Source organism: Xanthomonas vesicatoria ATCC 35937 (assembly GCF_001908725.1).
Lineage (GTDB): Bacteria > Pseudomonadota > Gammaproteobacteria > Xanthomonadales > Xanthomonadaceae > Xanthomonas > Xanthomonas vesicatoria.
This window is the reverse complement of the sequence record NZ_CP018725.1, coordinates 3,487,236-3,508,966: the sequence shown is the minus strand read 5'-3', so window position 1 is coordinate 3,508,966 and position 21,731 is coordinate 3,487,236. Positions and strand designations below refer to the sequence as shown.

At 66.9% G+C, this 21,731-nt stretch carries 18 protein-coding genes; 11 read left to right on the top strand and 7 right to left on the bottom strand.

What is annotated here, in order from left to right; genetic code table 11:
• Nucleotides 1-20 precede the first annotated feature (20 nt).
• Complete coding sequence (locus BJD12_RS15205) at nucleotides 21-635, bottom strand: CDP-alcohol phosphatidyltransferase family protein (RefSeq protein ID WP_005990744.1); 615 nt, start codon at nucleotides 633-635, stop codon at nucleotides 21-23.
• 75 nt (nucleotides 636-710) lie between these two features.
• On the opposite strand from BJD12_RS15205, the gene purH reads away from it, so the two are divergent.
• The 4 genes from purH to yccS all read left to right on the top strand — a co-directional run bounded on the left by purH (nucleotide 711) and on the right by yccS (nucleotide 6,950).
• Nucleotides 711-2,294: a bifunctional phosphoribosylaminoimidazolecarboxamide formyltransferase/IMP cyclohydrolase gene (gene purH, locus BJD12_RS15200; protein WP_005990742.1), complete on the top strand. Its 1,584-nt coding sequence runs from the start codon at nucleotides 711-713 to the stop codon at nucleotides 2,292-2,294.
• Between the two features lie 22 nt (nucleotides 2,295-2,316).
• Nucleotides 2,317-3,165 carry a hypothetical protein gene (locus BJD12_RS15195; RefSeq protein WP_005990740.1) on the top strand — a complete coding sequence of 283 codons (849 nt, stop codon included), beginning with the start codon at nucleotides 2,317-2,319 and terminating at the stop codon, nucleotides 3,163-3,165.
• Nucleotides 3,166-3,199: 34 nt separating this feature from the next.
• Complete coding sequence (gene purD / locus BJD12_RS15190; protein ID WP_005990738.1) at nucleotides 3,200-4,495, top strand: phosphoribosylamine--glycine ligase; 1,296 nt, start codon at nucleotides 3,200-3,202, stop codon at nucleotides 4,493-4,495.
• Nucleotides 4,496-4,736: 241 nt separating this feature from the next.
• Complete coding sequence (gene yccS, locus BJD12_RS15185; RefSeq protein WP_005990734.1) at nucleotides 4,737-6,950, top strand: YccS family putative transporter; 2,214 nt, start codon at nucleotides 4,737-4,739, stop codon at nucleotides 6,948-6,950.
• 147 nt (nucleotides 6,951-7,097) lie between these two features.
• On the opposite strand, the gene BJD12_RS15180 is transcribed toward yccS, so the two are convergent.
• Nucleotides 7,098-8,288 carry an MFS transporter gene (locus tag BJD12_RS15180; RefSeq protein ID WP_005990732.1) on the bottom strand — a complete coding sequence of 397 codons (1,191 nt, stop codon included), beginning with the start codon at nucleotides 8,286-8,288 and terminating at the stop codon, nucleotides 7,098-7,100.
• 97 nt (nucleotides 8,289-8,385) lie between these two features.
• Here BJD12_RS15180 and BJD12_RS15175 point away from each other — a divergent pair, with 97 nt between their 5' ends.
• The 4 genes from BJD12_RS15175 (at nucleotide 8,386) to BJD12_RS15160 (ending at nucleotide 12,319) form a co-directional block, all read left to right on the top strand.
• Nucleotides 8,386-9,288, top strand: coding sequence for a LysR family transcriptional regulator (locus BJD12_RS15175; protein ID WP_005990731.1), 903 nt, complete (start codon nucleotides 8,386-8,388; stop codon nucleotides 9,286-9,288).
• A 66-nt stretch (nucleotides 9,289-9,354) separates the two neighbouring features.
• Complete coding sequence (locus BJD12_RS15170) at nucleotides 9,355-11,277, top strand: MFS transporter (protein WP_005990729.1); 1,923 nt, start codon at nucleotides 9,355-9,357, stop codon at nucleotides 11,275-11,277.
• Nucleotides 11,278-11,564: 287 nt separating this feature from the next.
• Entirely contained in the window at nucleotides 11,565-11,909 is a 345-nt protein-coding gene (locus tag BJD12_RS15165) for a CD225/dispanin family protein (protein ID WP_005990727.1), read from the top strand.
• Nucleotides 11,909-12,319, top strand: coding sequence for a DUF2752 domain-containing protein (locus BJD12_RS15160; protein ID WP_005990725.1), 411 nt, complete (start codon nucleotides 11,909-11,911; stop codon nucleotides 12,317-12,319). The genes BJD12_RS15165 and BJD12_RS15160 overlap by 1 nt, the downstream gene beginning before the upstream one ends.
• A gap of 216 nt (nucleotides 12,320-12,535) precedes the next feature.
• On the opposite strand, the gene ampE is transcribed toward BJD12_RS15160, so the two are convergent.
• From ampE to BJD12_RS15135, 5 genes are all read right to left on the bottom strand, one after another.
• Nucleotides 12,536-13,429: a regulatory signaling modulator protein AmpE gene (gene ampE, locus BJD12_RS15155; protein ID WP_005990723.1), complete on the bottom strand. Its 894-nt coding sequence runs from the start codon at nucleotides 13,427-13,429 to the stop codon at nucleotides 12,536-12,538.
• A 133-nt stretch (nucleotides 13,430-13,562) separates the two neighbouring features.
• Complete coding sequence (nudC, locus tag BJD12_RS15150) at nucleotides 13,563-14,462, bottom strand: NAD(+) diphosphatase (RefSeq protein ID WP_039425823.1); 900 nt, start codon at nucleotides 14,460-14,462, stop codon at nucleotides 13,563-13,565.
• A gap of 327 nt (nucleotides 14,463-14,789) precedes the next feature.
• Nucleotides 14,790-15,176, bottom strand: a complete 387-nt coding sequence (erpA, locus tag BJD12_RS15145) for an iron-sulfur cluster insertion protein ErpA (RefSeq protein WP_005990719.1) — start codon at nucleotides 15,174-15,176, stop codon at nucleotides 14,790-14,792.
• 78 nt (nucleotides 15,177-15,254) lie between these two features.
• Complete coding sequence (locus tag BJD12_RS15140) at nucleotides 15,255-15,704, bottom strand: bactofilin family protein (RefSeq protein ID WP_005990717.1); 450 nt, start codon at nucleotides 15,702-15,704, stop codon at nucleotides 15,255-15,257.
• A 3-nt stretch (nucleotides 15,705-15,707) separates the two neighbouring features.
• Nucleotides 15,708-16,445, bottom strand: a complete 738-nt coding sequence (locus BJD12_RS15135) for a DUF6776 family protein (RefSeq protein ID WP_039427069.1) — start codon at nucleotides 16,443-16,445, stop codon at nucleotides 15,708-15,710.
• Between the two features lie 128 nt (nucleotides 16,446-16,573).
• On the opposite strand from BJD12_RS15135, the gene BJD12_RS15130 reads away from it, so the two are divergent.
• Genes BJD12_RS15130 through BJD12_RS15120 form a run of 3 tightly spaced genes read left to right on the top strand, consistent with a single transcriptional unit; the run spans nucleotide 16,574 to nucleotide 21,501 of the window.
• A complete protein-coding gene (locus BJD12_RS15130; RefSeq protein WP_005990713.1) occupies nucleotides 16,574-17,200 on the top strand; it encodes a DUF4126 domain-containing protein in 627 nt (208 codons plus the stop codon).
• Between the two features lie 38 nt (nucleotides 17,201-17,238).
• A complete protein-coding gene (locus BJD12_RS15125) occupies nucleotides 17,239-19,203 on the top strand; it encodes an EAL domain-containing protein (RefSeq protein WP_005990711.1) in 1,965 nt (654 codons plus the stop codon).
• Between the two features lie 39 nt (nucleotides 19,204-19,242).
• Complete coding sequence (locus BJD12_RS15120; protein ID WP_039428934.1) at nucleotides 19,243-21,501, top strand: ATP-binding protein; 2,259 nt, start codon at nucleotides 19,243-19,245, stop codon at nucleotides 21,499-21,501.
• Nucleotides 21,502-21,731 lie beyond the last annotated feature (230 nt).

Sequence of the window (21,731 nt, the reverse complement as noted above, 5' to 3'; positions counted from 1 at the left end):
ATGGCGCGTTGCGTTAGCGATCAGTTCGCCGGTGCCTCGGCCAGCCCGGCGCGCACCCGCCGCCATACCGTGGCGCTGCAGGCAAGACTCAGGGCCATGGCGGCCCAGGTAACGCTGCGCGCACCCAGCAAGCCGCAGGCCAGGCCCGCGCCCAGCGCGCCGATGACGAAGGCACGGTCGCTCTTGCCCATCGGCCCGTCGTAGCGGCGGCTGGCGCCGACCATCAGCCCGAGCACGCCAGCGTATTCGGTCAGTGCCGCCAGCAGTGCAAAGATCCACAGCCAGTGCGCGCCAACGCCTGGCACGCCGAGCAAGCTCAAGTACAGCGCCGCATCGGCCACCACATCGCACAGCTCGTTGAGGTAGGCGCCCAGGCGCGACTGCTGGCCGAACTCGCGCGCCAACATGCCATCCACCGCATTGAGCGCCATGCGCAGCAGCATCCACACCGGCAGCAACAGATACAGCAGGGGCCAGCTGGCGCCGGCGCGGTAGACCACCGCGGCCACGATCAACGACACCGCTGCGGCGATGAGCGTCACCTGGTTGGCGGTAATGCCGCCGCGGTAGAGCGCACCGACCATGGGCCGCAGCAGGTCCTGGAAGCGTCCTTTCAAAGCATAAATCGAGGCCATACCAGTGGTTGAGTCCATTCGAGCGCTGGCGCAGCCTACAATATCGGCTGCCCCGCAACGACTGTTCCCTCACTCATGGCCTCCGATTTCCTGCCCGTGCGCCGGGCCCTGCTCTCCGTTTCCGACAAGACCGGCCTGATCGACCTGGCCCGCGCGCTGGTGGCGCGCAAGGTCGAGCTGCTGTCCACCGGCGGCACTGCCAAGGCGATCCGCGACGCCGGCCTGCCGGTCAAGGACGTCGCCGACCTGACCGGTTTCCCGGAAATGATGGACGGCCGCGTCAAGACCCTGCACCCGCTGGTGCACGGCGGCCTGCTCGGCCGCCCCGGCATCGACGAGGCGGTGATGGCCGAACACGGCATCGCCCCGATCGATCTGCTGGTGCTCAACCTATATCCGTTCGAGTCGGTCACTGCCAAGGCCGATTGCACGCTGGCCGACGCGGTGGAAAACATCGACATCGGCGGCCCGGCGATGCTGCGCAGCGCGGCCAAGAACTTTGCGCGCGTGGCAGTGGCCACCGACCCGGCGCAATACGCCGACCTGCTCGCCGAGCTGGACGCCAACGACGGCCAGCTGTCGGCCGCCAAGCGCTTTGCGCTGTCGGTGGCCGCGTTCAACCGCGTGGCGCAGTACGACGCGGCGATCAGCAACTATCTGTCGGCCGTGGCCGACAGCGCGGAAGACGTGCCTACGCGCAGCCCGTTCCCGGCGCAGATCAATTCCAACTTCATCAAGGTCATGGACCTGCGCTACGGCGAGAACCCGCATCAGTCCGGCGCGTTCTACCGCGATCTGTATCCGGTGCCGGGCACCTTGGCCACCTTCCAGCAGCTGCAGGGCAAGGAGCTGAGCTACAACAACCTGGCCGACGCCGACGCGGCGTGGGAATGCGTGCGTCAGTTCGATGCCCCCGCCTGCGTGATCGTCAAGCACGCCAACCCGTGCGGCGTGGCGGTGGGCGTGGCCTGCGGCGATGCCTACGAGCTGGCCTATGCCACCGACCCCACCAGCGCCTTCGGCGGCATCCTGGCCTTCAACAAGGCGCTGGATGCGGCCACGGCAAAAGCGGTTCTGGACCGCCAGTTCGTCGAGGTGCTGATCGCCCCCGACTACGAGGCCGGCGCGCTCGAGTACGCCAGCAAAAAAGCCAACGTGCGCGTGCTGAAGATTCCGCATGGCGCCGGCCTCAACAACTACGACACCAAACGGATCGGCTCTGGCCTGCTGATGCAGTCGGCCGACAACCGCGGCATGTCGCGGGGTGAATTGAGCGTGGTCACCCAGCGCGCGCCCAGCGATGCGGAGCTGGGCGATCTGCTGTTCGCCTGGCGCGTGGCCAAGTACGTCAAATCCAATGCGATCGTCTATGCCAAGGACAGCCGCACCATCGGTGTGGGCGCCGGGCAGATGAGCCGCGTGGTCAGCGCCAAGATCGCCGCGCTCAAGGCCGAAGAAGCCAAGCTGGAAGTGGCCGGCTCGGTGATGGCATCGGATGCGTTCTTCCCGTTCCGCGATGGCATCGACGCCGCCGCCGCTGCCGGCATCAAGGCGGTGATCCAGCCGGGCGGTTCGATGCGCGATGGCGAGGTGATCGCCGCCGCCGACGAACACGGGATTGCGATGGTGTTCACCGGCGTACGGCATTTCCGCCACTGAGCCGAACGACAAGGACAGGTCCATGTACCAATTGCGCTCTCTCGCCACCCTGGTGGCCGCTGCCTGCCTGCTCGGCGGGTGCAAGCAGGATCCCGCGCCTGCGGCACCGGCCGCCACCGCAGCGCCCACCCCTCCTGCTGCCGCCACCACGCGGTTGAGCCGTACCGAGCGCCTGGATGGTTTTTTGCGCACACGCTATGGCGCCAAGGCCGGCCTGGCCGCGCAGTGGAACGGCGAGGCCGATGGCTTCAAGGCCGACAGCCAGGTCTGCGCCGAGCAGCCGGTGGTGGTCGGCGAGCAGGTGCAGCAGCTGCTGGCGGTGTGCCATAGCCTCAGCGACGGCGGCCACGGCAATCCGGGGCTGATCGACTTTTTCGTACTGCGCGGCGACGGCGACAGCTTCAAGGTGGTGGCCGAAAAACTGTCCGACACTTTCGGCAGCGATGGCAATCCCGGCAGCGTGGACGTGCTGCGCCTGGGCAGCGATTTTTACGGTTTCATCGTGCACAGCTTCTGGATGGGCCAGGGCCTGATCCTGGAATCGCAGGATCTGGTGGTGCCCGGTCCCAAGGGGCTGGTAGGCGCTGGCTCGTTGCGCGCGCATATCGACAACAGCGGCGCGCTGGCCTGCGACGACGATGCACGCGAGCCGGATCAAACCCAGGCGCAATGCATGGCCGAAGCGTTCGATGTGGACTTCACCCTGGACGTGGATAGCAGCAACGCACAGGCGCGCACCTGGCCGCTGCGCATCCACGAGCACGGCAGCGACTGCGGCCAGACGCTGGACACCACGCATGTGTTCGCACTCGACCCCAAGAGCTGGACCTACCCCTTCCCCAACGCTCTGCAGCGCGAAGGCTGCAAGTAGCGCGCCCCCTCCCCCGTCCTAGCGAGCAGCTCTCTTGAAAATCCTTGTCATCGGCTCCGGCGGCCGCGAACACGCCCTGGCCTGGAAGATCGCGCAGTCCGCGCGCGTGAGCGAGGTCCTCGTGGCGCCGGGCAATGCCGGCACCGCCACCGAGGCCAAGTGCCGCAACGTGGCGATCAAGGTCGACGACCTCGACGGCTTGCTCGCGCTGGCGCAGCGCGAGGACGTCGCGCTCACCGTGGTCGGCCCGGAAGTGCCGCTGGTGCTGGGCGTGGTCGACCGTTTCCACGCCGCCGGCGTGCGCATCTTCGGGCCCACCGCCAAGGCCGCGCAGCTGGAGGGCAGCAAAGCCTTCGCCAAGGATTTCCTGGCCCGCCATGGCATCCCCACTGCGTATTACGCCGTGCACACCGAGGTGGACGCGGCACTGGCCTACGTGCGCGAGAAAGGCGCGCCGATCGTGGTCAAGGCCGACGGCCTGGCCGCCGGCAAGGGCGTGATCGTGGCGATGACGCTGGGCGAGGCCGAAGACGCAGTGCGCGACATGCTCTCGGGCAACGCGTTTGGCGATGCCGGTGCGCGCGTCGTCATCGAGGAATTCCTCGATGGCGAAGAAGCCAGCTTCATCTCGATGGTCGACGGCACCCATGCCTTGCCGATGGCCACCAGCCAGGACCACAAGCGCGTGGGCGATGGCGACACCGGCCCCAACACCGGCGGTATGGGCGCGTATTCGCCGGCACCGGTGGTCACGCCCGAGGTGCACGCACGCGTCATGCGCGAGGTGGTCGAGCCCACCGTGCAGGGCATGATCGCCGACGGCGTGCCGTTTACCGGGTTTCTGTATGCCGGGCTGATGATCGATGCGCACGGTGCGCCCAAGGTGATCGAGTTCAACGTGCGCTTCGGCGACCCCGAAACCCAGCCGGTGATGCTGCGCCTGCAGTCGGACCTGGTGGATCTGCTTGACGCCGCCATCGACGGGACGCTCGACACTGCGCAGGCGCAGTGGGACCCGCGCCCGTCGCTGGGCGTGGTCATCGCCGCCAAGCCGTATCCGGAAACCCCTGTCACCGGCGAGGTCATCACCGGCCTGGACCAGGTACCGGCCAGCGCCAAAGTCTTCCATGCCGGCACCACGTTGAATGCCGACGGGCAGGTGGTCAGCGCCGGCGGCCGCGTGCTGTGCGTGGCCGCCCTGGGCGACAGCGTGCAGGACGCACAGCGCACCGCGTATGCCGGCCTGCAGCCGATCCACTGGCCCAATGCCTTCCAGCGCAGCGATATCGGCTGGCGTGCGATCGCCCGCGAGCGCGGCGCGCAGGGCTGAGCACTGGCAACCACACGTTGCGAGGCGTCAAGCGCGGCAGCCGCTCATGCCGTTGTCTGGACGGCTAGTGCAAGCGGCTGCGTGCCGGCACGCTCAGCTGGGCTGCGGCGCAGGCGCCGTCATCGCGCAATCGGCTCCACTGCGCACAAACGCCGGCTACTGACAAAGAACTAGCCACTCTCCACACCGGTGACGCGTGCCTGCGGCAATAATGCCCGGGCACGTTTGCCCCTCAGAGACCGTGGCCACCACTTCCTTCGAATCCCGCCTCAGCCGCCTATGGGCCCATGAAAAGGCCAGCTATGGCCTGCGTGTGTTCATCGCGCTGGCGGTGGCCATGGGCGTGTGCTGGCACTGGCAGCAACTCACTGCGGTACCGGCGTTGTTTCTTGGCGCGATTGCCAGCGCCATCGCCGAGACCGACGACAACTGGCTGGGCCGCATCAAGTCGGTGCTGCTGTCGCTGCTGTGTTTCGCCGCCGCTGCGGCGTCGGTGGTGCTGCTGTTTCCGTATCCACTGGCGTTCGTCATCGGCATGGCAGTTGCGACGTTTTCGCTGACCCTGCTCGGCGCACTGGGCGAACGCTATGCCTCGATCGCGCAGGCCACGGTGGCCTTGTCGATCTACGCCATGATCGGCATGGACCAGCACGGCAGCCACGATCCGCTGGTGGCCTGGCATGGCGCGGCGTTGCTGTTGGTCGGCGCCACCTGGTACGGCGTGCTGTCGATCCTGTGGACCATCCTGTTCGCCAATCGCCCGGTGCGCGAGCGGCTGTCTCGGTTGTTCTTCGAACTGGGCCGTTATCTCAAGCTCAAGGCCGACCTGTTCGAACCGGTGCGGCAAAGCGACCTGCATGCGCGCCGGCTGGCGCTGGCCGAACAGAACGCCAAGGTCGTCGGCGCACTCAATGCCGCCAAGACCGCGATCATCAGCCGCTTCGGGCGCTCGGGGCGGCCGGGCGTGCAATCGGGGCTGTATTTCCGGTTGTATTACATGGCGCAGGAATTCCACGAACGCGCCAGTTCCTCGCACTATCCCTACGAAGCGCTGACCGATGCTTTCTTCCACAGCGATGTGCTGTACCGCTGCCAGCGCCTGCTCGCGTTGCAGGGCAAGGCCTGCGCCGCATTGGGCGAGGCAATCCGGCTACGGCAGCCGTTCGACTATGGCGACAACAGCCGCCTGGCCACCGAAGACCTGCGCCAATCGCTGGATTACCTGCATGCGCGCGCCGATCCCGCGCTTGCCCGCCTGCTCGGTGCGCTGGAATTGCTGGTCACCAATCTGCAGACCATCGAACGCAAGCTCTCGGAAGCGGCGCAATCCGATTCCACCAGCGACAACCTGGACACCCGCCTGCGCGATTCTTCGCCACACACCTTGCGCGAAATGTCTGCGCGCCTGATACAGCAACTCACGCCAGGCTCGGTGCTGTTCCGCCACGGCCTGCGCATGGCCATCGCGCTGGTGGTTGGTTACGCCATCATGCAGTCCATCCATGCCGACAACGGCTACTGGATCCTGCTCACCACTGCCTTCGTGTGCCGGCCCAACTACGGCGCGACGCGCCTGCGGCTGGTGCAGCGCATCGCCGGCACCTTGATCGGCCTGGTCGCCACCTGGGCGCTGATGCAGCTGTTTCCCGGTACCGAAGTGCAACTGCTGCTGGCCCTGGTCGCCGCGCTGGTCTTCTTCATCACCCGCACCGATCGCTACATGCTGGCCACCGCCGGCATCACCGTGATGGCGCTGTTCTGCTTCAACCTGCTCGGCGATGGCTTCGTGCTGATCTGGCCGCGCCTGATCGACACCGTGATCGGCTGCGCCATCGCTGCGGCCGCCTCGTTCCTGATCCTGCCTGACTGGCAGGGCCGCCGCCTCAACCAGGTCATGGCCACCGTGCTGGCCAGCTGCGCGCGCTATCTCACCCAGGTGCTGGAGCAATACGCCAGCGGCATGCGCGACGACCTGCCCTACCGTATCGCGCGCCGCGACATGCATAACGCCGATGCGGCACTGTCGGTGGCGCTGTCCAACATGCTGCGCGAGCCAGGCCGCTTCCGACGCAATCTGGATGCGGGTTTCCGCTTCCTGGCGCTGTCCAATACCTTGCTGGGGTATCTGTCCGCGCTGGGCGCGCACCGCGCGGCACTCGATGGCGAACACGACCCCACTATCGCCCGCGCCGGCGACTACCTGCAGCGTGCGCTCGGCGACATCGCCACCGCACTGAGCCAACGCCAGCCACTGCCGGCGCATGACGAAACCGAAGAGTTGGCGATGGCCGATGCGCTGGAGCAGCACGCCGTGCAGCTGCCGCCCAAGCAGCGCCTGGTGCGCGACCAGCTTGCGCTTACCTTGCGCCTGCTGCCCAGGCTGCGCGCCGCGGCAGTGGCGGTGACCGATGCGCCGGCCGAGAGTGCCGCGCGCCTGGCGGCGAGTAAAAACTAGCAGCCCTTGCAGGCAGCGTGCGCTACCGCCGGGCGTCGACCACGCCGTTGCACTCCTGCGGCGTTTGCGTAACAAACGCCGAAGCCGAGCTGCCAGACGAAAGCAGCATCACATCTGCAACGGCGCGTTGCCATGCGTCGGCAGCCCTCACTTCCAGCGATTGCGCGACACGCTCCACCCCACCCAGCCCAAGGCGGCCACCGCCAGCAGCGCACCGCCGATCACCACACCGCTCCAGCCAGCCTGCGCATACGCTGCGGTGCTCAAGGTCGACCCCAGCGCGCCGCCAATGAAGTAGCAGGTGATGTAGGCCGCTGTGATGCGGTTGCGCGCCTGCGGATTGCGCTGATAGATCACGCTCTGGTTGGCGATGTGCACGCCCTGCACCGCAATATCCAGCAGCAGCACACCCACGATCAGCAACGCCATCGAGTGCGGCGCAAACGCCAGCAGCCCCCACGACACCAACAGCATCACCAGACCGCCCCAGCTCACGCGGTCGCCATGGCCATGGTCGGACCAATGCCCGGAGCGATTGGCCGCCAGCGCGCCGGCTGCACCGATCAGGCCGAACAACCCGATCACCGCGGTGCCATAGCCATAGCTCGGCCCGGACAGCAGAAACGCCAGCGTGGTCCAGAACATGCTGAAGCCGGCAAAGATCAATCCACCCAGCACCGCGCGCGCGCGTAGCACCGCATCGTCACGCAGCAGCGTCAACACCGACCCTACCAAGTGCGAATACGACAGCTGCGCGTTGCCCGGATGCCGCGGTAGGCCCCGCCATAGCAAGGCCGCAGTGACGAGCAACAAGCCCGACGCGATCCAGTACACCGTCTGCCAGCCACCCACGCCGGCCAGCAGACCGGCGGCGGTACGCGCCAGCAGGATGCCCAGCAGCAGGCCGCTCATCACCGTACCGATCACCCGCCCACGCTCGTGCGGCGCCGCCAACGTGGCGGCGAACGGCACCAGGATCTGCGCCGCTACCGAACTGGCGCCGGTGACGATCGTGCCGACCAGCAACATCGCAAAGCTGTGCGAGCTCGCACTGATCAGCAGGCCCAGCGCGCTGAGCACGAACAAGCCGACGATCAAGCTGCGCCGCTCCAGCCTATCGCCCAGCGGCACCAGCAATAGCAGTCCCGCCGCATAGGCCAGTTGCGCAGCGGTCACCACTGCCCCTGCGCTACGCACCTGGATGCCGAAGGTCTGCGCCAGCGTTTCCAGCAGCGGCTGGGCGTAGTAGTTGCTCGCCACCGCCAGCCCGGTGGCGGCGGCCATCAACAGCACTAGGCGGCGTGGTAATGGCGGATGGGCGGTGGTGTCGACGGTCATGGCAAAGCCCTGTTGAAGGAATGGACGCAGTGTGGGCAGCGGCGATGCATCTTTCCAATGTATTGTTTTCACTGTGTCCATCTTCTTTCGAGATCGCATGCTCACCCTGCGCCAACTGGAATTTGCCGTGGCCGTCGCCGACGAAGGCGGCTTCACCGCTGCCGCACGTCGCTGCAACACCGTGCAATCGGCGCTCAGCCACCAGGTCGCCAAGCTCGAAGAAGCCCTCGGCGCGCGGCTGTTCGAGCGCGGCACCCGTCGGGTGCGCCCCACGGCGGCCGGCGAAGTGTTTCTGCACAACGCCCGCGAAACCCTCCGCGCGGCCGAACGCCTGCACGAGGAAATGGCCCAGGCCCTGGGCACCGTACGCGGCCGGCTCACGCTGGGGCAGATCTCCTCGCTGAGCACGGTGCAGGTGCCGGTGCTGCTGCGCCAGTTCCGCACCGCCCATGCGCGGGTGGACGTGCACCTGCGGACCGCCATGAGCGAGGCCTTGCTGCACGACCTGGGCGAAGGCCGCCTGGATGTGGCCCTGGTCGGGGTCGGCCCGCAGGTCGCGGTGCCGGAACAGCGCCTGCTCCTGCACGAAGAACCGCTTGCCCTGATCGTCGCTCCCGGCCATCGCTTCGCCGCGCGCAAGCGGGTGGCCCTGGCCGAGCTGGAAGACGAACCCATGGCCGGGTTGGTGGCCGGCGCCGGGGTCCGCGGCATCATCGATACGGCCTTCGAGCAGGCCGGGCTACGGCAACGCCAGCAATACGAAGTCACCCACGCCGATCTGATGCGCGAACTGGTCGCCGCCGATCTGGGCGTGGGCATCGTGCCGCACACCATGGCCAGCGCCATGCGCGAGGTGGTGACGGTCGCGCTGAAGGAGCGCTTCCGCTTTCTGACCTACGCGGTGTGGCGGCCCGATCCCACCCCGGCCGCACGCGCCTTCGTCGCACTGCTGCGTGACCATGCAGCGCAGCGTGCGCCATCGCCTGGCCGGTCGCGCTAAGCGCACTGGCCATCCACCAGCGCCGTGGAAGCCTGCTAGGCTGCGCGCGTTCGCAAAGGAAACTGCATGTCCGGTCACAGTCAGTTCGCCCTGCTCAGGCAGCGCCGCTTCTTGCCGTTCTTCGCTGTCCAGGCCCTGGGCGCGTTCAACGACAACGTGTATCGGCAGGCCATCATCGGCCTGCTGTTCTATCTGGGCATCGATGCGGCGCAGCGCACGCTTTACACCAATCTGGCGCCGGCGTTGTTCATCCTGCCCTACTTCCTGTTCTCCGCGCTGGCCGGCCAGATCGCCGAAAAACTGGAGAAGCAGAAACTCATCGTGATCACCACCACGATGGAGATCGCCATCATGTCGCTGGCCGCGGTGGGCTTCATCACCGAGAACATGGTGATCCTGCTGGTCGCGCTGTTTTGCACCGGCCTGCAGTCCACGCTGTTCGGACCGGTGAAGTATTCGATCCTGCCCTCGGTGCTCAAACCCGAGGAACTCACCGGCGGTAATGGTCTGGTCGAGATGGGCACCTCGATCTCGATCCTGTGCGGCATGATCTTCGGTGGGCTGATCTTCCAGATCGCCGGCAGCCACGGCCCGATCGCTGCGGCCACTGCGGTCATTGCGATTGCCGTCACCGGCAACCTGGTGGCGCGGCTGGTGCCCAAGGTCGATGCCGGCGCGCCGGACTTGAAGATCAACTGGAACCCCATCCCCGAATCGCGCGCCATCATGCGCCTGACCCGGCGCACGCCGGCCGTGCGCAACTCGGTGCTGGGCGTGTCGTGGTTCTGGTTCGTCGGCACCGTGCTGACCGCGCAGCTTCCCACCTACGCGCAGCTCAATCTCGGCGGCCAGCAGGACCTGTACGTGTTCGCGCTGGCACTGTTCTCGATCGGCACCGGCGTGGGCTCGCTGCTGTGCGAACGGCTATCCGGGCGTACCGTGGAGATCGGCCTGGTGCCGCTGGGCGCGTTCGGCATCAGCGCGTTCCTGCTGGACCTGTATTTCGCCCGCCCCGGTGCCGCGCCGGTAAGTGAGCTGTCGATCGGCCAGTTCGTGCAGCAGGCCGGCAGCGTGCGCTTGATCGTCGATCTGGTCGGCATCGGCCTGTTTACCGGTCTGTTCGTGGTGCCGTTGTTCGCGCTGATCCAGAGCCGCACGCCCAAGGCCGAACTCTCGCGCGTGATCGCCGGGCTCAACATCCAGAACTCGTTGTTCATCGTGGCCGCCGCCGTCATCGGCATCGCGCTGCAGCTACCGCAGCTGGTGCTGTTCGGGCACCGCATTCCAATGCCGGGGCTGAGCATTCCACAGGTGTTCCTTGCGCTGGCCATCGCCAACACGCTGGTGGCGCTGTGGATCTTCACCCTGGTGCCCGAGTTCCTGATGCGCTTCCTCAGCTGGGTGCTGGTGAGCGTGTTGTACCGGCTGCGCGCACGCGACATCGACGCGCACGTGCCCGACGACGGCGCCGCATTGCTAGTCTGCAACCACGTCAGCTACATGGACGCGCTGATCCTGTCAGCAGTGATTCCGCGCCCGGTGCGTTTTGTCATGTACTACAAGATCTTCCGCATCCCGGTGATGCGTTGGATCTTCCGCACCGCCAAGGCCATCCCGATCGCCGGTGCGCGCGAAGACCCGGCGCTGATGCAGCAGGCCTTCGACCGCATCGATGCCGCACTGGACGATGGCGAGCTGGTGTGCATCTTCCCGGAAGGTGCGTTGACCAAGGACGGTGAGATTGCCGCGTTCAAATCCGGCGTCGAAAAAATCCTGGAGCGCCGCAACGTGCCGGTGATTCCGATGGCCCTACGTGGCATGTGGTCGAGCATGTGGAGCCGCCGCGACACCCGTCTGGGCCGCATGCGTGTGCCGCGCCGGATGCGCGCACAGATCGAAGTGGTGGCCGGCCCCGCCATTGCCGGCGATCAGGCCAGTGCTGCGTTGCTCGAACAGCAGGTCCGGGCGCTCCGCCAGGACCAATCATGAGCCGCACGGGCGCGGGCTTTGCGTCCATCGCGCACCGCGAGTAGCCTGTGCGCCACTGCACGCTTTGCCGCCGCGCCCGCCAAGCGGACGCGGCAGGTCGTACCGGGGGATGTCGTCGTGCTCAATCGCGTATCTGAGGCATCTGCCGCAACCGGCAGCCGTCGCGCCTGTCGGCAGGGCGATGCTGCAGCCACAACGCACGTTGCCATGCGTTGCGCTGCGGCCGCCATTTCCTTCCCCACGCACCCGATCCGTTTGTTGTCGTTTACCACCCAAGGAGCTTCACCATGAGTGCCGTCCCACCGCCGATCCACACCTCGCCCACCGCTGCCCCCGGCCCGGTGCCCAATCACCTGATCTGGGCGATCGTCTCCACCGTGCTCGGCTTCTGCCTGTGCTGCCCGGCCCTGATCAGCGGCATCGTGGCGATCGTCTTCTCCAGCAAGGTCAACGGCCTGCTCAACCAGGGCGATATCGAAGGCGCGCGCCGCGCCTCCAACACCGCCAAGACCTGGTGCATCGTGACCAGCGTGTTGGCCGCGATTGGCTTGCTGATCAACATCGGCATGGTCGCCACCGGCGGCATGCAGGGCTACATGGATTACATGCAGCAGCTGCAACACATGCAGTAATGGAACTGCGTCCACGCCATTGGCTTGGACTGGGGGCGGCCACCAGCGTGGCCGCCTTTGGCGTATCGCTGCTGTACCGCTTCGACCCGAACGCGAGCAACAGCCCGTTCCCGCCCTGCGTTTTTCGCGCCGTCACTGGCTGCTATTGCCCCGGCTGCGGCATGACCCGCGCGTTGTACGCGCTGGTGCATTTCGATCTTCCCGGCGCCTTCGCAATGAACCCCGCCGCCGTGCTCGGCCTGTTCACCCTGCCCGGCCTGATCGCCTGGAAGGCCGGCTGGCGCGCCCGCTGGTTCGCACCGGTGGTGGCCGTGATGTCCGAACCGAAGTTCTGGTTATGGGCATTGCCCACGTACTGGATTGCCCGGAATCTACCGTGGTACCCGTTTACGCTGCTTGCGCCGGGTTAGGCCGTAAGGATCAGCTCTGCGAACCTAGAGGAAGAATCCAGGCACCACTGAGCTACTGGTCGGAAAAATTATTGAGACTGTTAGACGTCACCGACCTGGCGAAGTCGTCATTCAGTTCAGACGGAAGCCGGCTCTTCGCGGACGCCAATGGCGATGCCCTTGAGCGTTCCTTCACCCACTACACAATTGGTTGGCTGCCTCCAATCGGACACGGCGTTACCGCACCCAACCCGCAATCACCAGCAATGCCAGCACCACCATCCACAGCAGCAGCACGCGCCACACCAGGCTCATTGCATCGCGCACTTCGGGCAGCCGGCGCCAGACCGGCACCAGACCCGAATCGGTGTAGTCGTGCGCTTCTTCGCGTAGCTCGGCACTGACGCTGGCACGCGCAACGGCACCGAGAAAATGCGGTTCCAACGTCCAGCGATTGCCGTGCGCCTCCCGCCACGCGCGAAACACCGTGTCGAAGTTGCCGACCAATGCCATCGACACTGTGATCAGCTGCGCCACCGGCCATTCCAATGCTGCCAGCAGCCAGCGCGCGCCAGCCAGATTGCGCGGCGGCAGCAGCACGGCCAGGGGGCTTTCCACCGCCAGCGCGGTCAGGCGATACAACACCGCGCCGAACGGCCCCAGCAACAGAAACCACCACAGCACTGCAAACCAGCGCCGCAGGCCGTTGACCACCACCGCTTCGACCAGCGACGGCGCATCCTCGTGCACGCTGCCGCCGGCGGCCTGTAGGTGCGAGATCGCATCGCGCCGCGCGCCCGGTGCATCGGCATCGATCACTGCTTCGACATCGCGATCCAGATCGCGCGGTCCCCAGGTCCAGGCCAATACCGCCATGCCGAACAGCAGCGACAGGAATCCGTGCCAAACACCGTCCAGCAGCCACTGCAGCAACAACACGACAGCCAGAGCCGGCAACAGCGCCAGCAGTACCCCATAGCGGCCCTGCCAGGCGCCACGCCCGGCGGCATAACTGTCCAGCCGGCGCAGCCAATGACCAAACCATTCAAAACGGCGCAGCCTAGCCACCTGCGCCGGGACCAGATGGCCCAGCGTGAGTGCGACGACGACGGCAACCAGGGTGGTGAACATGGGTGTTCCTCCTCAGCCGAGTCTAGCCGAGCGGGCACAACCGGCCTGTAACGCGTTTGGCGTGCCGGCACAGGGTGCACCGGGCAGGGGCGCAAGAGCGCTTTCCAGCTGCGTGCGCTCGCGGCTGGCACCGTCAGCCATGCGTGCGATGCCACTGCTCGATCAGCGCGCGCGCAATCGAAATCGCAGGCGGCAGCCCGATCCCGTCTTCACCAGCTTGCCCGGCCAGCGCTGCGCCGACCTCGGCGTGACTCACCCAGCGCGCATCTTCCAGCTCGCCGGTCACCTGCGGCACTTCGCTCGCCGCGGCATGTGCAGTGAAGCCCAGCATCAGCGCCCCCGGGAACGGCCAAGGCTGGGCGTCGACGTAGCTGCAGTGCTGGATCTGCACACGGGTTTCTTCGTGCACCTCGCGCGCCACCGTCTGTTCCAGCGACTCGCCCGGCTCCACAAATCCGGCGATCACCGAATAACGCCGCGGCGCCCAACTGGCCTGACGGCCCAGCAGCAAGCGCTGCCCGTCGCTGACCGCAACGATGATGGCCGGATCCACGCGCGGATAATGCTCGGTCTGGCACTGCGTGCAATGCGCGATGAAGCCGGCGCGGCGGAACACGATCGCCCCGCCGCACACGCCGCAAAAGCGCGTGCGCGATTGCCAGTGCAGCATGGCCCGCGCATACGAGACAGCCGTGGCGATCTCCGCAGGCCACTCAGCCGCCGCCTGGCGCAGATCCACGCGTTGTGGCGCCTTGATGTCCAGCGGGTCGGCCGACAGGCAAAACCAGCCCTGGCCGTCGCGCACGCCCAGGAAGATTGCCGCCTCCGGCCCATCGGCAAGCGACGCGCCCTGCAGCAACAATGGCTGCCCCTGCGCATCGGCCAGGGCGGTGCCCTTGGCATCGATCAACAGCACCTGGCCTTGCGACCATAGTTGCGCCAACGCGGCCGGGTCGTCACGCAATGCGTCGCCACGATCGAGCGGCGCCTTGGTGAAGGCAAAACCGGACAACGGAAAAGTAGATTCTGACATCGGCGCAAGCCTGCCGATAATTGGCGACACCCGCAACCAGCAGTGCATGACGATTGCCGTCATGACGATTGCCGCGGCGTAGGCGCACGCAGCGGGGCCTCGCACTCGCGCCAGGCACCATTGATGACAACAAGCTCAATAACGCCCGTGCCATGCATCCGCAGTGCGAGGTGTCGCAGCGCTTCGCCATCCGTATCGCGCAGTGCAACAGCGCCTGCCGACGAGGCTTGATCGGGACGCGACGGCCAATCCTTACTGCATGCCACTTGCCTGCGCAGTCGATGCCCCATCGACCGACCACGTCAGCGCGGCCGCAGCCGCGCAGCTTCAGATGCTGAAACTGCTACCGCACCCGCAGGTGGTCTTGGCATTGGGATTGCGGATCACGAACTGCGCACCGGTCAGGCTTTCGGTGTAGTCCACCTCGGCGCCCATCAGGTACTGCAGGCTCAGCGGATCGACCAGCAGCGTCACACCGTCGGTGGCCACAGCCAGATCGTCTTCGGCGCGGTTCTCGTCGAACTCGAAGCCGTACTGGAAGCCGGAACACCCGCCTCCCTGGATATACACGCGCAACGCCAAATCGGCGTTGCCCTCTTCCTGGATCAGCTCGCGCACCTTGGCGGCGGCAGCTCCGGAAAAATTCAGCGGCCGGTCGATGGACTGATAGTCCGGGGCCGGGGCGGCAGTGGGAAGCGAAACGAGCTTACTCATGGTGTCAGCATGGGGGCCAGGCGGCTCCACTTCAAGCCGAATGTGCCAGTCACACGGTCCCGCTTCAGCCGCGGCAGCTCAGGCGTCGGCGGTTTCCGGCTGCGCGGCCTTGGCCAGCTCGACGCGATGGCCTTCCGGGGCCGGCAGCGCCGCGGTAGCGCCTGCGGCGGCAGCATGGATCAACCGCCCGGTGAGTTGCGCACCGGCGCTCATCTCCACTACCTGGTAGTGCACATTGCCCTGCACGCGCGCATTGGCGGCCAGTTCGACCCGCTCGCCCGCATGTACATCGCCGGTCAGCTGACCGTTGATGATCACCACCGGTGCACGCACTTCGCCCTCGATGCTGCCCTGCTCGGCCACCGTCAAGGTGGCGCTGGCGCCGTCTTCGGCAATCACCTTGCCCAGGATGCGGCCTTCCACATAGAGCCCGCCGCTGAACATCAGGTCGCCGCGAATCACCACCTGCGGCCCGATCAAGGTATCGACCACGGTCTGCGCACCACGGTTGGATTTATTTCCGAACATGAGCTACTCCCCCGCGCCATTGCCGGCGACTTTCCAATCGAATGTCTGATTGACCGGCGCCCCATCGCCGCTCAGGGAGATTTTGACACGTTGCGGGGTGAAATCCTTCGGCAGGATCACGCTGCCGTCCAACTGCTGGAAGTAGCGGAACGAATAGGGCTGGCCGGCCGCGTCCGACTTCTGGTGCAGCTCGTTCCAGCTCACCGTGACCAGCTTGCCGGCGCGCACGCCCTCCACCGCAAAGCGCAGCTGGCCCTGGCTGATCGCGCCGCGGTTGAGGTTCTGGGTCAGCACCACGCTGTAGTTCCAGGTGCCGCCGGCCTCGGCAGTGAACTGCACCGAGTGCGCATTGAGCCCCTTGCGCTGCGCGGTGGAGCCCACCAGCCGCTCGTAGAAGGCCACATCGGCGCGCAGCGCGGCGATCTGCTCGTCGCGCTCGGCCAGCGAGGCCTGCACTTCGGTATTAGCGGCGCGGCTGATCTTGTCGGACATCGCCAGATTGACCTGCCGCTGCTGCAATTGTTCGATCAGCCGGCGCTGCTGGGCCTGGCTGCGCTGGGCCTGTTGCAACGCCGTCTCGGCTTCGACCAGCCGTGGCGCGGCGGTGCGTGTAGCCATCCACCACACCCCGCCCAGCGAGGCCAGCCAGAGCAGGATGATCACACTCCACAGCCAACGGCCGCGGGAAGGACCACCGCCCGACTCCCGTTGGACGATCTGAACGCGTGCGGCTGGTCTCATGGGCATCGGGTCCGGACGGGCCGGCGCTGTGGGCGGCGGCGTAGTGTGCCAGAGCGCCAGCGGCCGTCGCGCTGGCGCTGGGCCGGCGGTTATCCGATAGTTCCGCATTGTTCGCAGGAAGCAACGCGATGAGCGAAGCCCATCTGTTCGTGATCGGCATCCTGCTGGCCTGGCTGGCCGGCATCCGGGTGTATCTCACCGTGTTCGGCGTCGGCCTGGCCGGCCTGCTCGGCTGGATCGAGCTGCCGCCCGCCCTGCACCCGGCCCAGTCGTGGTGGGTGCTGGGCACGTCCGGCGCGCTGGCGGTGGCCGAATTCTTCGCCGACAAAATTCCCGGCGTGGATTCGGGCTGGGATCTGCTGCAGACCCTGGCACGCGTGCCGGCCGGCGCATTTCTGGCCGCCGCGACGCTGTCGCCGGACGGCGACCTGGGCGCAGGCGCGCTGGCGGCAGGCGCCGGTGTGGCGCTAACCAGCCACACGCTCAAGGCCGGCACGCGCGCATTGCTCAACACCTCGCCGGAACCAGCCAGCAACTGGGTCGCGTCGCTGGCCGAAGACACCATCGCCACCACAGCGCTGGCGTTGGCCTTGGCGCACCCGTGGCTGGCGCTGAGTCTGGCGGTGGGGTCCAGCCTGCTGGCCGCGCTGGTGGTGTGGTGGGTGTGGCGATTGCTGTGGCGTGGCATGCGCCGACTGGTTGCGCCGATGCGCGCGGCAAGCACGCCGGCTGCACGCCGCTCCCCGCTATCGTGAAGTTCATCGCATAATCATCGCGACTGCAGGGAGTATCGATGGCCGCCCGAGATCCGGTTCCTTTCACCACCCGTGACGACACCGCCACGCGTAATCGCCCGCTGCGCGCAGAGACGCCGCCAGCCGATTATTGGCGTCGTTGGGCCGACGAGGCCGCTGGCGCGCCAGACGACAGCGCGCCGGTGAGTGCGGCGATCATTCCCGCGCCCGCCGCTGCCAATCTTCCCAGCCATGCGACGCCCATTGCACCGGCGCGTGCCGCGTCCAATGCCGGCGCCACGCGTGTTGCAACGACGTCGCCCCCTTCCTCGGCAATGGCCGCAGTCAATGCCGATGGCGGCGACAATGTTGCGGCCGATGCGCCGTATCGCGTCTTGATCGTCGAAGACGACCGCTCGCAGGCCTTGTTCGCACAAAGCGTGCTGCATGGCGCCGGCATGCATGCCCAGGTGGAAATGACTGCCGCCAGCGTGCCGCAGGCGATCCAGGACTATCACCCGGATCTGATCCTGATGGATCTGCACATGCCCGAGCTGGACGGCATCCGCCTGACCACCTTGATCCGCCAGCAGCCGGGCCAGCAGTTGCTGCCGATCGTGTTCCTCACCGGCGACCCGGATCCGGAGCGCCAGTTCGAAGTGCTCGACAGCGGCGCTGACGACTTCCTGACCAAGCCGATCCGCCCGCGCCACCTGATCGCTGCGGTGTCCAACCGCATCCGTCGCGCGCGCCAGCAGGCCCTGCAGCTGGCCGGCGAGCAGGTCAGCGTGCGCAGCAACCCCGAGACAGGCCTGCCCACGCGCGGTCATGTGATGGAGCTGCTCGCCAATGCGCTTGAGCGCAAGCAGTCCGGCGGCCTGTTCTTCATCGAGATCGCCAGCGCACTCGGCTTGCGCGAACGCTACGGCTATGCCGCCTACGAACGCCTGATGACCCAGGCCGGGCATCGCCTGGCCGCTGCCGCCCAGCCTTATCCGCTGGCGCGCCTGAACGACAACAGTTTCCTGCTGCTGGCCGTGGAAATGGACGAAACCGGCCTGGAACAACGCGCCCTGGATATCCGCGAGCGTCTTTCTGCCCACGCCTTCCCGGTACGCGAAGAAGAATCGGTGCATGTGCGCTGCGCCATCGGCGCCGCGCCGCTGGGCCTGGGCTTCGACGACACCGGCAGCGCGCTGGAAGCGGTCGAACGCACCGCGCTGCAGGCGCGCCTGCGCAGCAACGGCGTGCAGACCTATCTTGCGCCCAGCCAGGCCGAGCAGCAGGAGCAACTGCGCCTGGTCGAAGGCCAGCTCGAATTGGCCTATCAGCCCATCGTGGCAGTGGCCGGCGGCGACACCGCGCAATACCAGGTGCTGCTGCGGCTGCGCCAGGCCGATGGCACGCTGCTGTCGGCCGGCCAGGTGATTCCCGCCGCCGAAGCGGCCGGCCGTATCGCCGACCTGGACCAGCAGGTCATGGACCACGCACTGGGCCTGCTGCATCTGTACCAGCACGCCAGCCCGCCGCTGCGCCTGTTCGTTTCGCAATCGCCGCGCACGCTGGCGCGCGATGCGTTCGCCGACTGGTTGCTCAAGGCATTGGTCGAACGCGGCGTGGCCGGGCAATCGTTGATCGTGGACCTGCGCCTGGACGATGCCCTGATCCACGCGGTCACCGTGCAGCAGTTCTGCGCCAAGCTGATGCCCGCCGGCGTGCAGTTCTGCCTGAGCCAGTTCGAACCCGGCGACGAAGCCAATGCACTGCTGAGCCAGTTACCACTGAGTTTCGTGCGCATGGCCAACCGCTTTGCCGATGCGCACGGCAATGCCGCGGTGCGCGACGAACTGCGCAGCGTCATCGACATCGCCCACCAGCGCGGCCTGTTGATCATTGGCCAGCGTATCGAAGACCCGCAGGCAGCCGCGGCAATGTGGATGAGCGGCGTGGATTTCATCCAGGGCAACTTGGTACAGACCGTCGGCAAGGAACTGGATTTCGACTTCACGAACGCGGTGCTCTAAATGACGGCGCAGGCAGGAGGCCTTCGCGCCTGGAGCGCTCTGGCCACGGTTGCCGCGCTCACCGTCGCGGTGGGCGCGAGCCTGCAATGGAGCGACATCCAGGGACCCTGGCGCGCGCTCACCGCCAGCGCTTCGGCGCTGGCCGTGGTGTTCGCCCTGTGCGCGACGGTCGCCGCCCAGCGTAGCGCCCGCACCCAGCAAGGTTTGGTGCAACGTTTGGGCGAGGCGGAGCTCGCCCGCGAACGCCTGCAACAGGAACTGCAACGCCACGGCGAACTCGAACAGGAGCTGCTGCGCGCCAAACAGGCAGCCGAAGCCGCAACCCTGGCCAAGGGCGAATTTCTGGCCACCATGAGCCACGAGATCCGTACCCCGCTCAACGGCATCATTCCGATGCTGGAGCTGATCTCCAGTGGCCAGCTCAGCCTGGACCAACGCGACATGCTGCAGACCGCCACCGGCAGCTCGCTGCAGCTGCTGCGCATCGTCGACGACATCCTCGACTACTCCAAGCTCGAAGCGAACAAGCTCGAACTGGAGATCACCACCTTCAATCTGCGCGAGTTGCTCGACGGTGTGGTGCAGCTGCTGCAACGCACCGCAGAAAGCCGCCAGCTGCGCCTGGGCCTGGACATCGAACCGTCGGTACGCCTGCTGGTGCGCGGCGACCCGATCCGCCTGCGTCAGGTGCTCGGCAACCTGATCGGCAATGCGATCAAGTTCACCGAGCGCGGCAGCATCGATATCCAGCTGCGGCGCCTGGGCGAAACCCGCGCCCAGCACCTGCTGCGGTTCCAGGTGCGCGACACCGGCATCGGCATCGCACCGGATCAGCAGGCCCGTCTGTTCCGCTCCTTCGCCCAGGCCGACGCCTCCACCACCCGTCTGTACGGCGGCACCGGACTGGGGCTGGCGATCTGCAAGCGCATCATCGATCTGATGGGCGGGCGCATCGGCGTGGAATCCGAACCCGGGCGCGGTGCCACGTTCTGGTTCGAGATCCCGCTGCTCAAGGTGATCGGCGACCTGCAGCAGAGCACCGGCGCCGATGCGGCGCGGGTGATGGTGATCAGCTCCGACGCACGCCTGTCGCAGCGGCTCAAGCGCTTGCTCGACAGCTGGGGCGTGTCGCACGTGCTGATGGAAACCACGCAGGAAGCGCTGGAACGCGTGCGCCGCCATAGCGACGGGGAAGGCTTCCGCTGCGTCATCGCCGACCACGACACGCTGCGCTACAGCGCGCGGGCCGTGCATCGCGCGCTGGCCCGCCCGGAAGACATCAGCGGCTCCAAGCTGATCTGGCTGTACGGCGACGAGCCGGTGCCGGCCGAACTGCAGGACAATGCCACCCTGGCGCCGCGCCAGAGCCCGGACGAGGTGCTGCGGACCCTGGTGCTGCCACCGGACGCCAAGCCCGTGCATGCGCTGGCCGCGGCGATGATCCCCGAACCGCTACCGCCACCGATGGCCAATGCGCGCGAGATGCGCATCCTGCTGGTGGAAGACAACCCGGTGAACCTGCTGGTCGCGCAGAAGCTGCTGGCGGTGCTGGGCTTCGAGGCCGACACCGCCACCGACGGCGAAGCCGCGCTGAGCAGCATGGAATCCACCCGCTACGACATGGTGTTCATGGACTGCCAGATGCCGGTGCTGGACGGCTATGCCGCCACTCGCCGCTGGCGCGCGATGGAAACCGAAAGCGGCGGCCGACCGATTCCGATTGTGGCGATGACCGCCAACGCCATGGCCGGCGACCGCGAACGCTGCCTGGCCGCCGGCATGGACGATTACCTCTCCAAGCCGGTCGCCCGCGAACAGCTCGATGCCTGCCTGCAGCGCTGGCTGCCGCGTCAGCCGCTGCTGCCTGGCCCAACCAGCGGCGCAGCCCCGGTCGATCCCGAAAGCGCCAGCGCCGGCGCCCAGGCGCGCGCGCTGCCGATCCTGGACAGCAGCGTCATCGATGAGCTGTACGAGGTCGCTGGCGCCGACACCATCACCATCTTGCAGCTGTTCCTGGACGATGCCCCTGGCATCATCGAGCGACTCGAAGCAGCAGCCGCCAACCGCGACAGCATGCAGCTGCGCGACTTGGCCCACACGCTCAAATCCTCCAGCGCCAACGTGGGCGCTCAGGCCGTGTCCAACGCCGCGCGGCGCATCGAACTGGCCGCCCGCACCGGCACCATCGAACGCCCCTCGGTAATGGTCGCCCTGGTGATCGCCGAATACGCCCGCGCCCGTCTGGCCCTGCTGGGCCAGGTCGCCCGCCTACAAGCCGCAACCCGCGCAGCCGGTTGAGCGGCCAGGTGTAAGAGCCGGCGACAAGAACCGGCCAGGCAACGCAATAGAAGAAATCCCGCAGCGAAAGAAAAACTGAGCCCTTCTCCCGCCGGAAGACGGGTTGGGGTGAGGGTACGCGTAAAGCCACATGCAGCACGCAGCCAATCGGCTATAGCACAACACTCACGCGCGACTGCAGCGCTTACATGCTCCCCAGCAGTGCAAGCGCCAACCTCAACACCCCATTG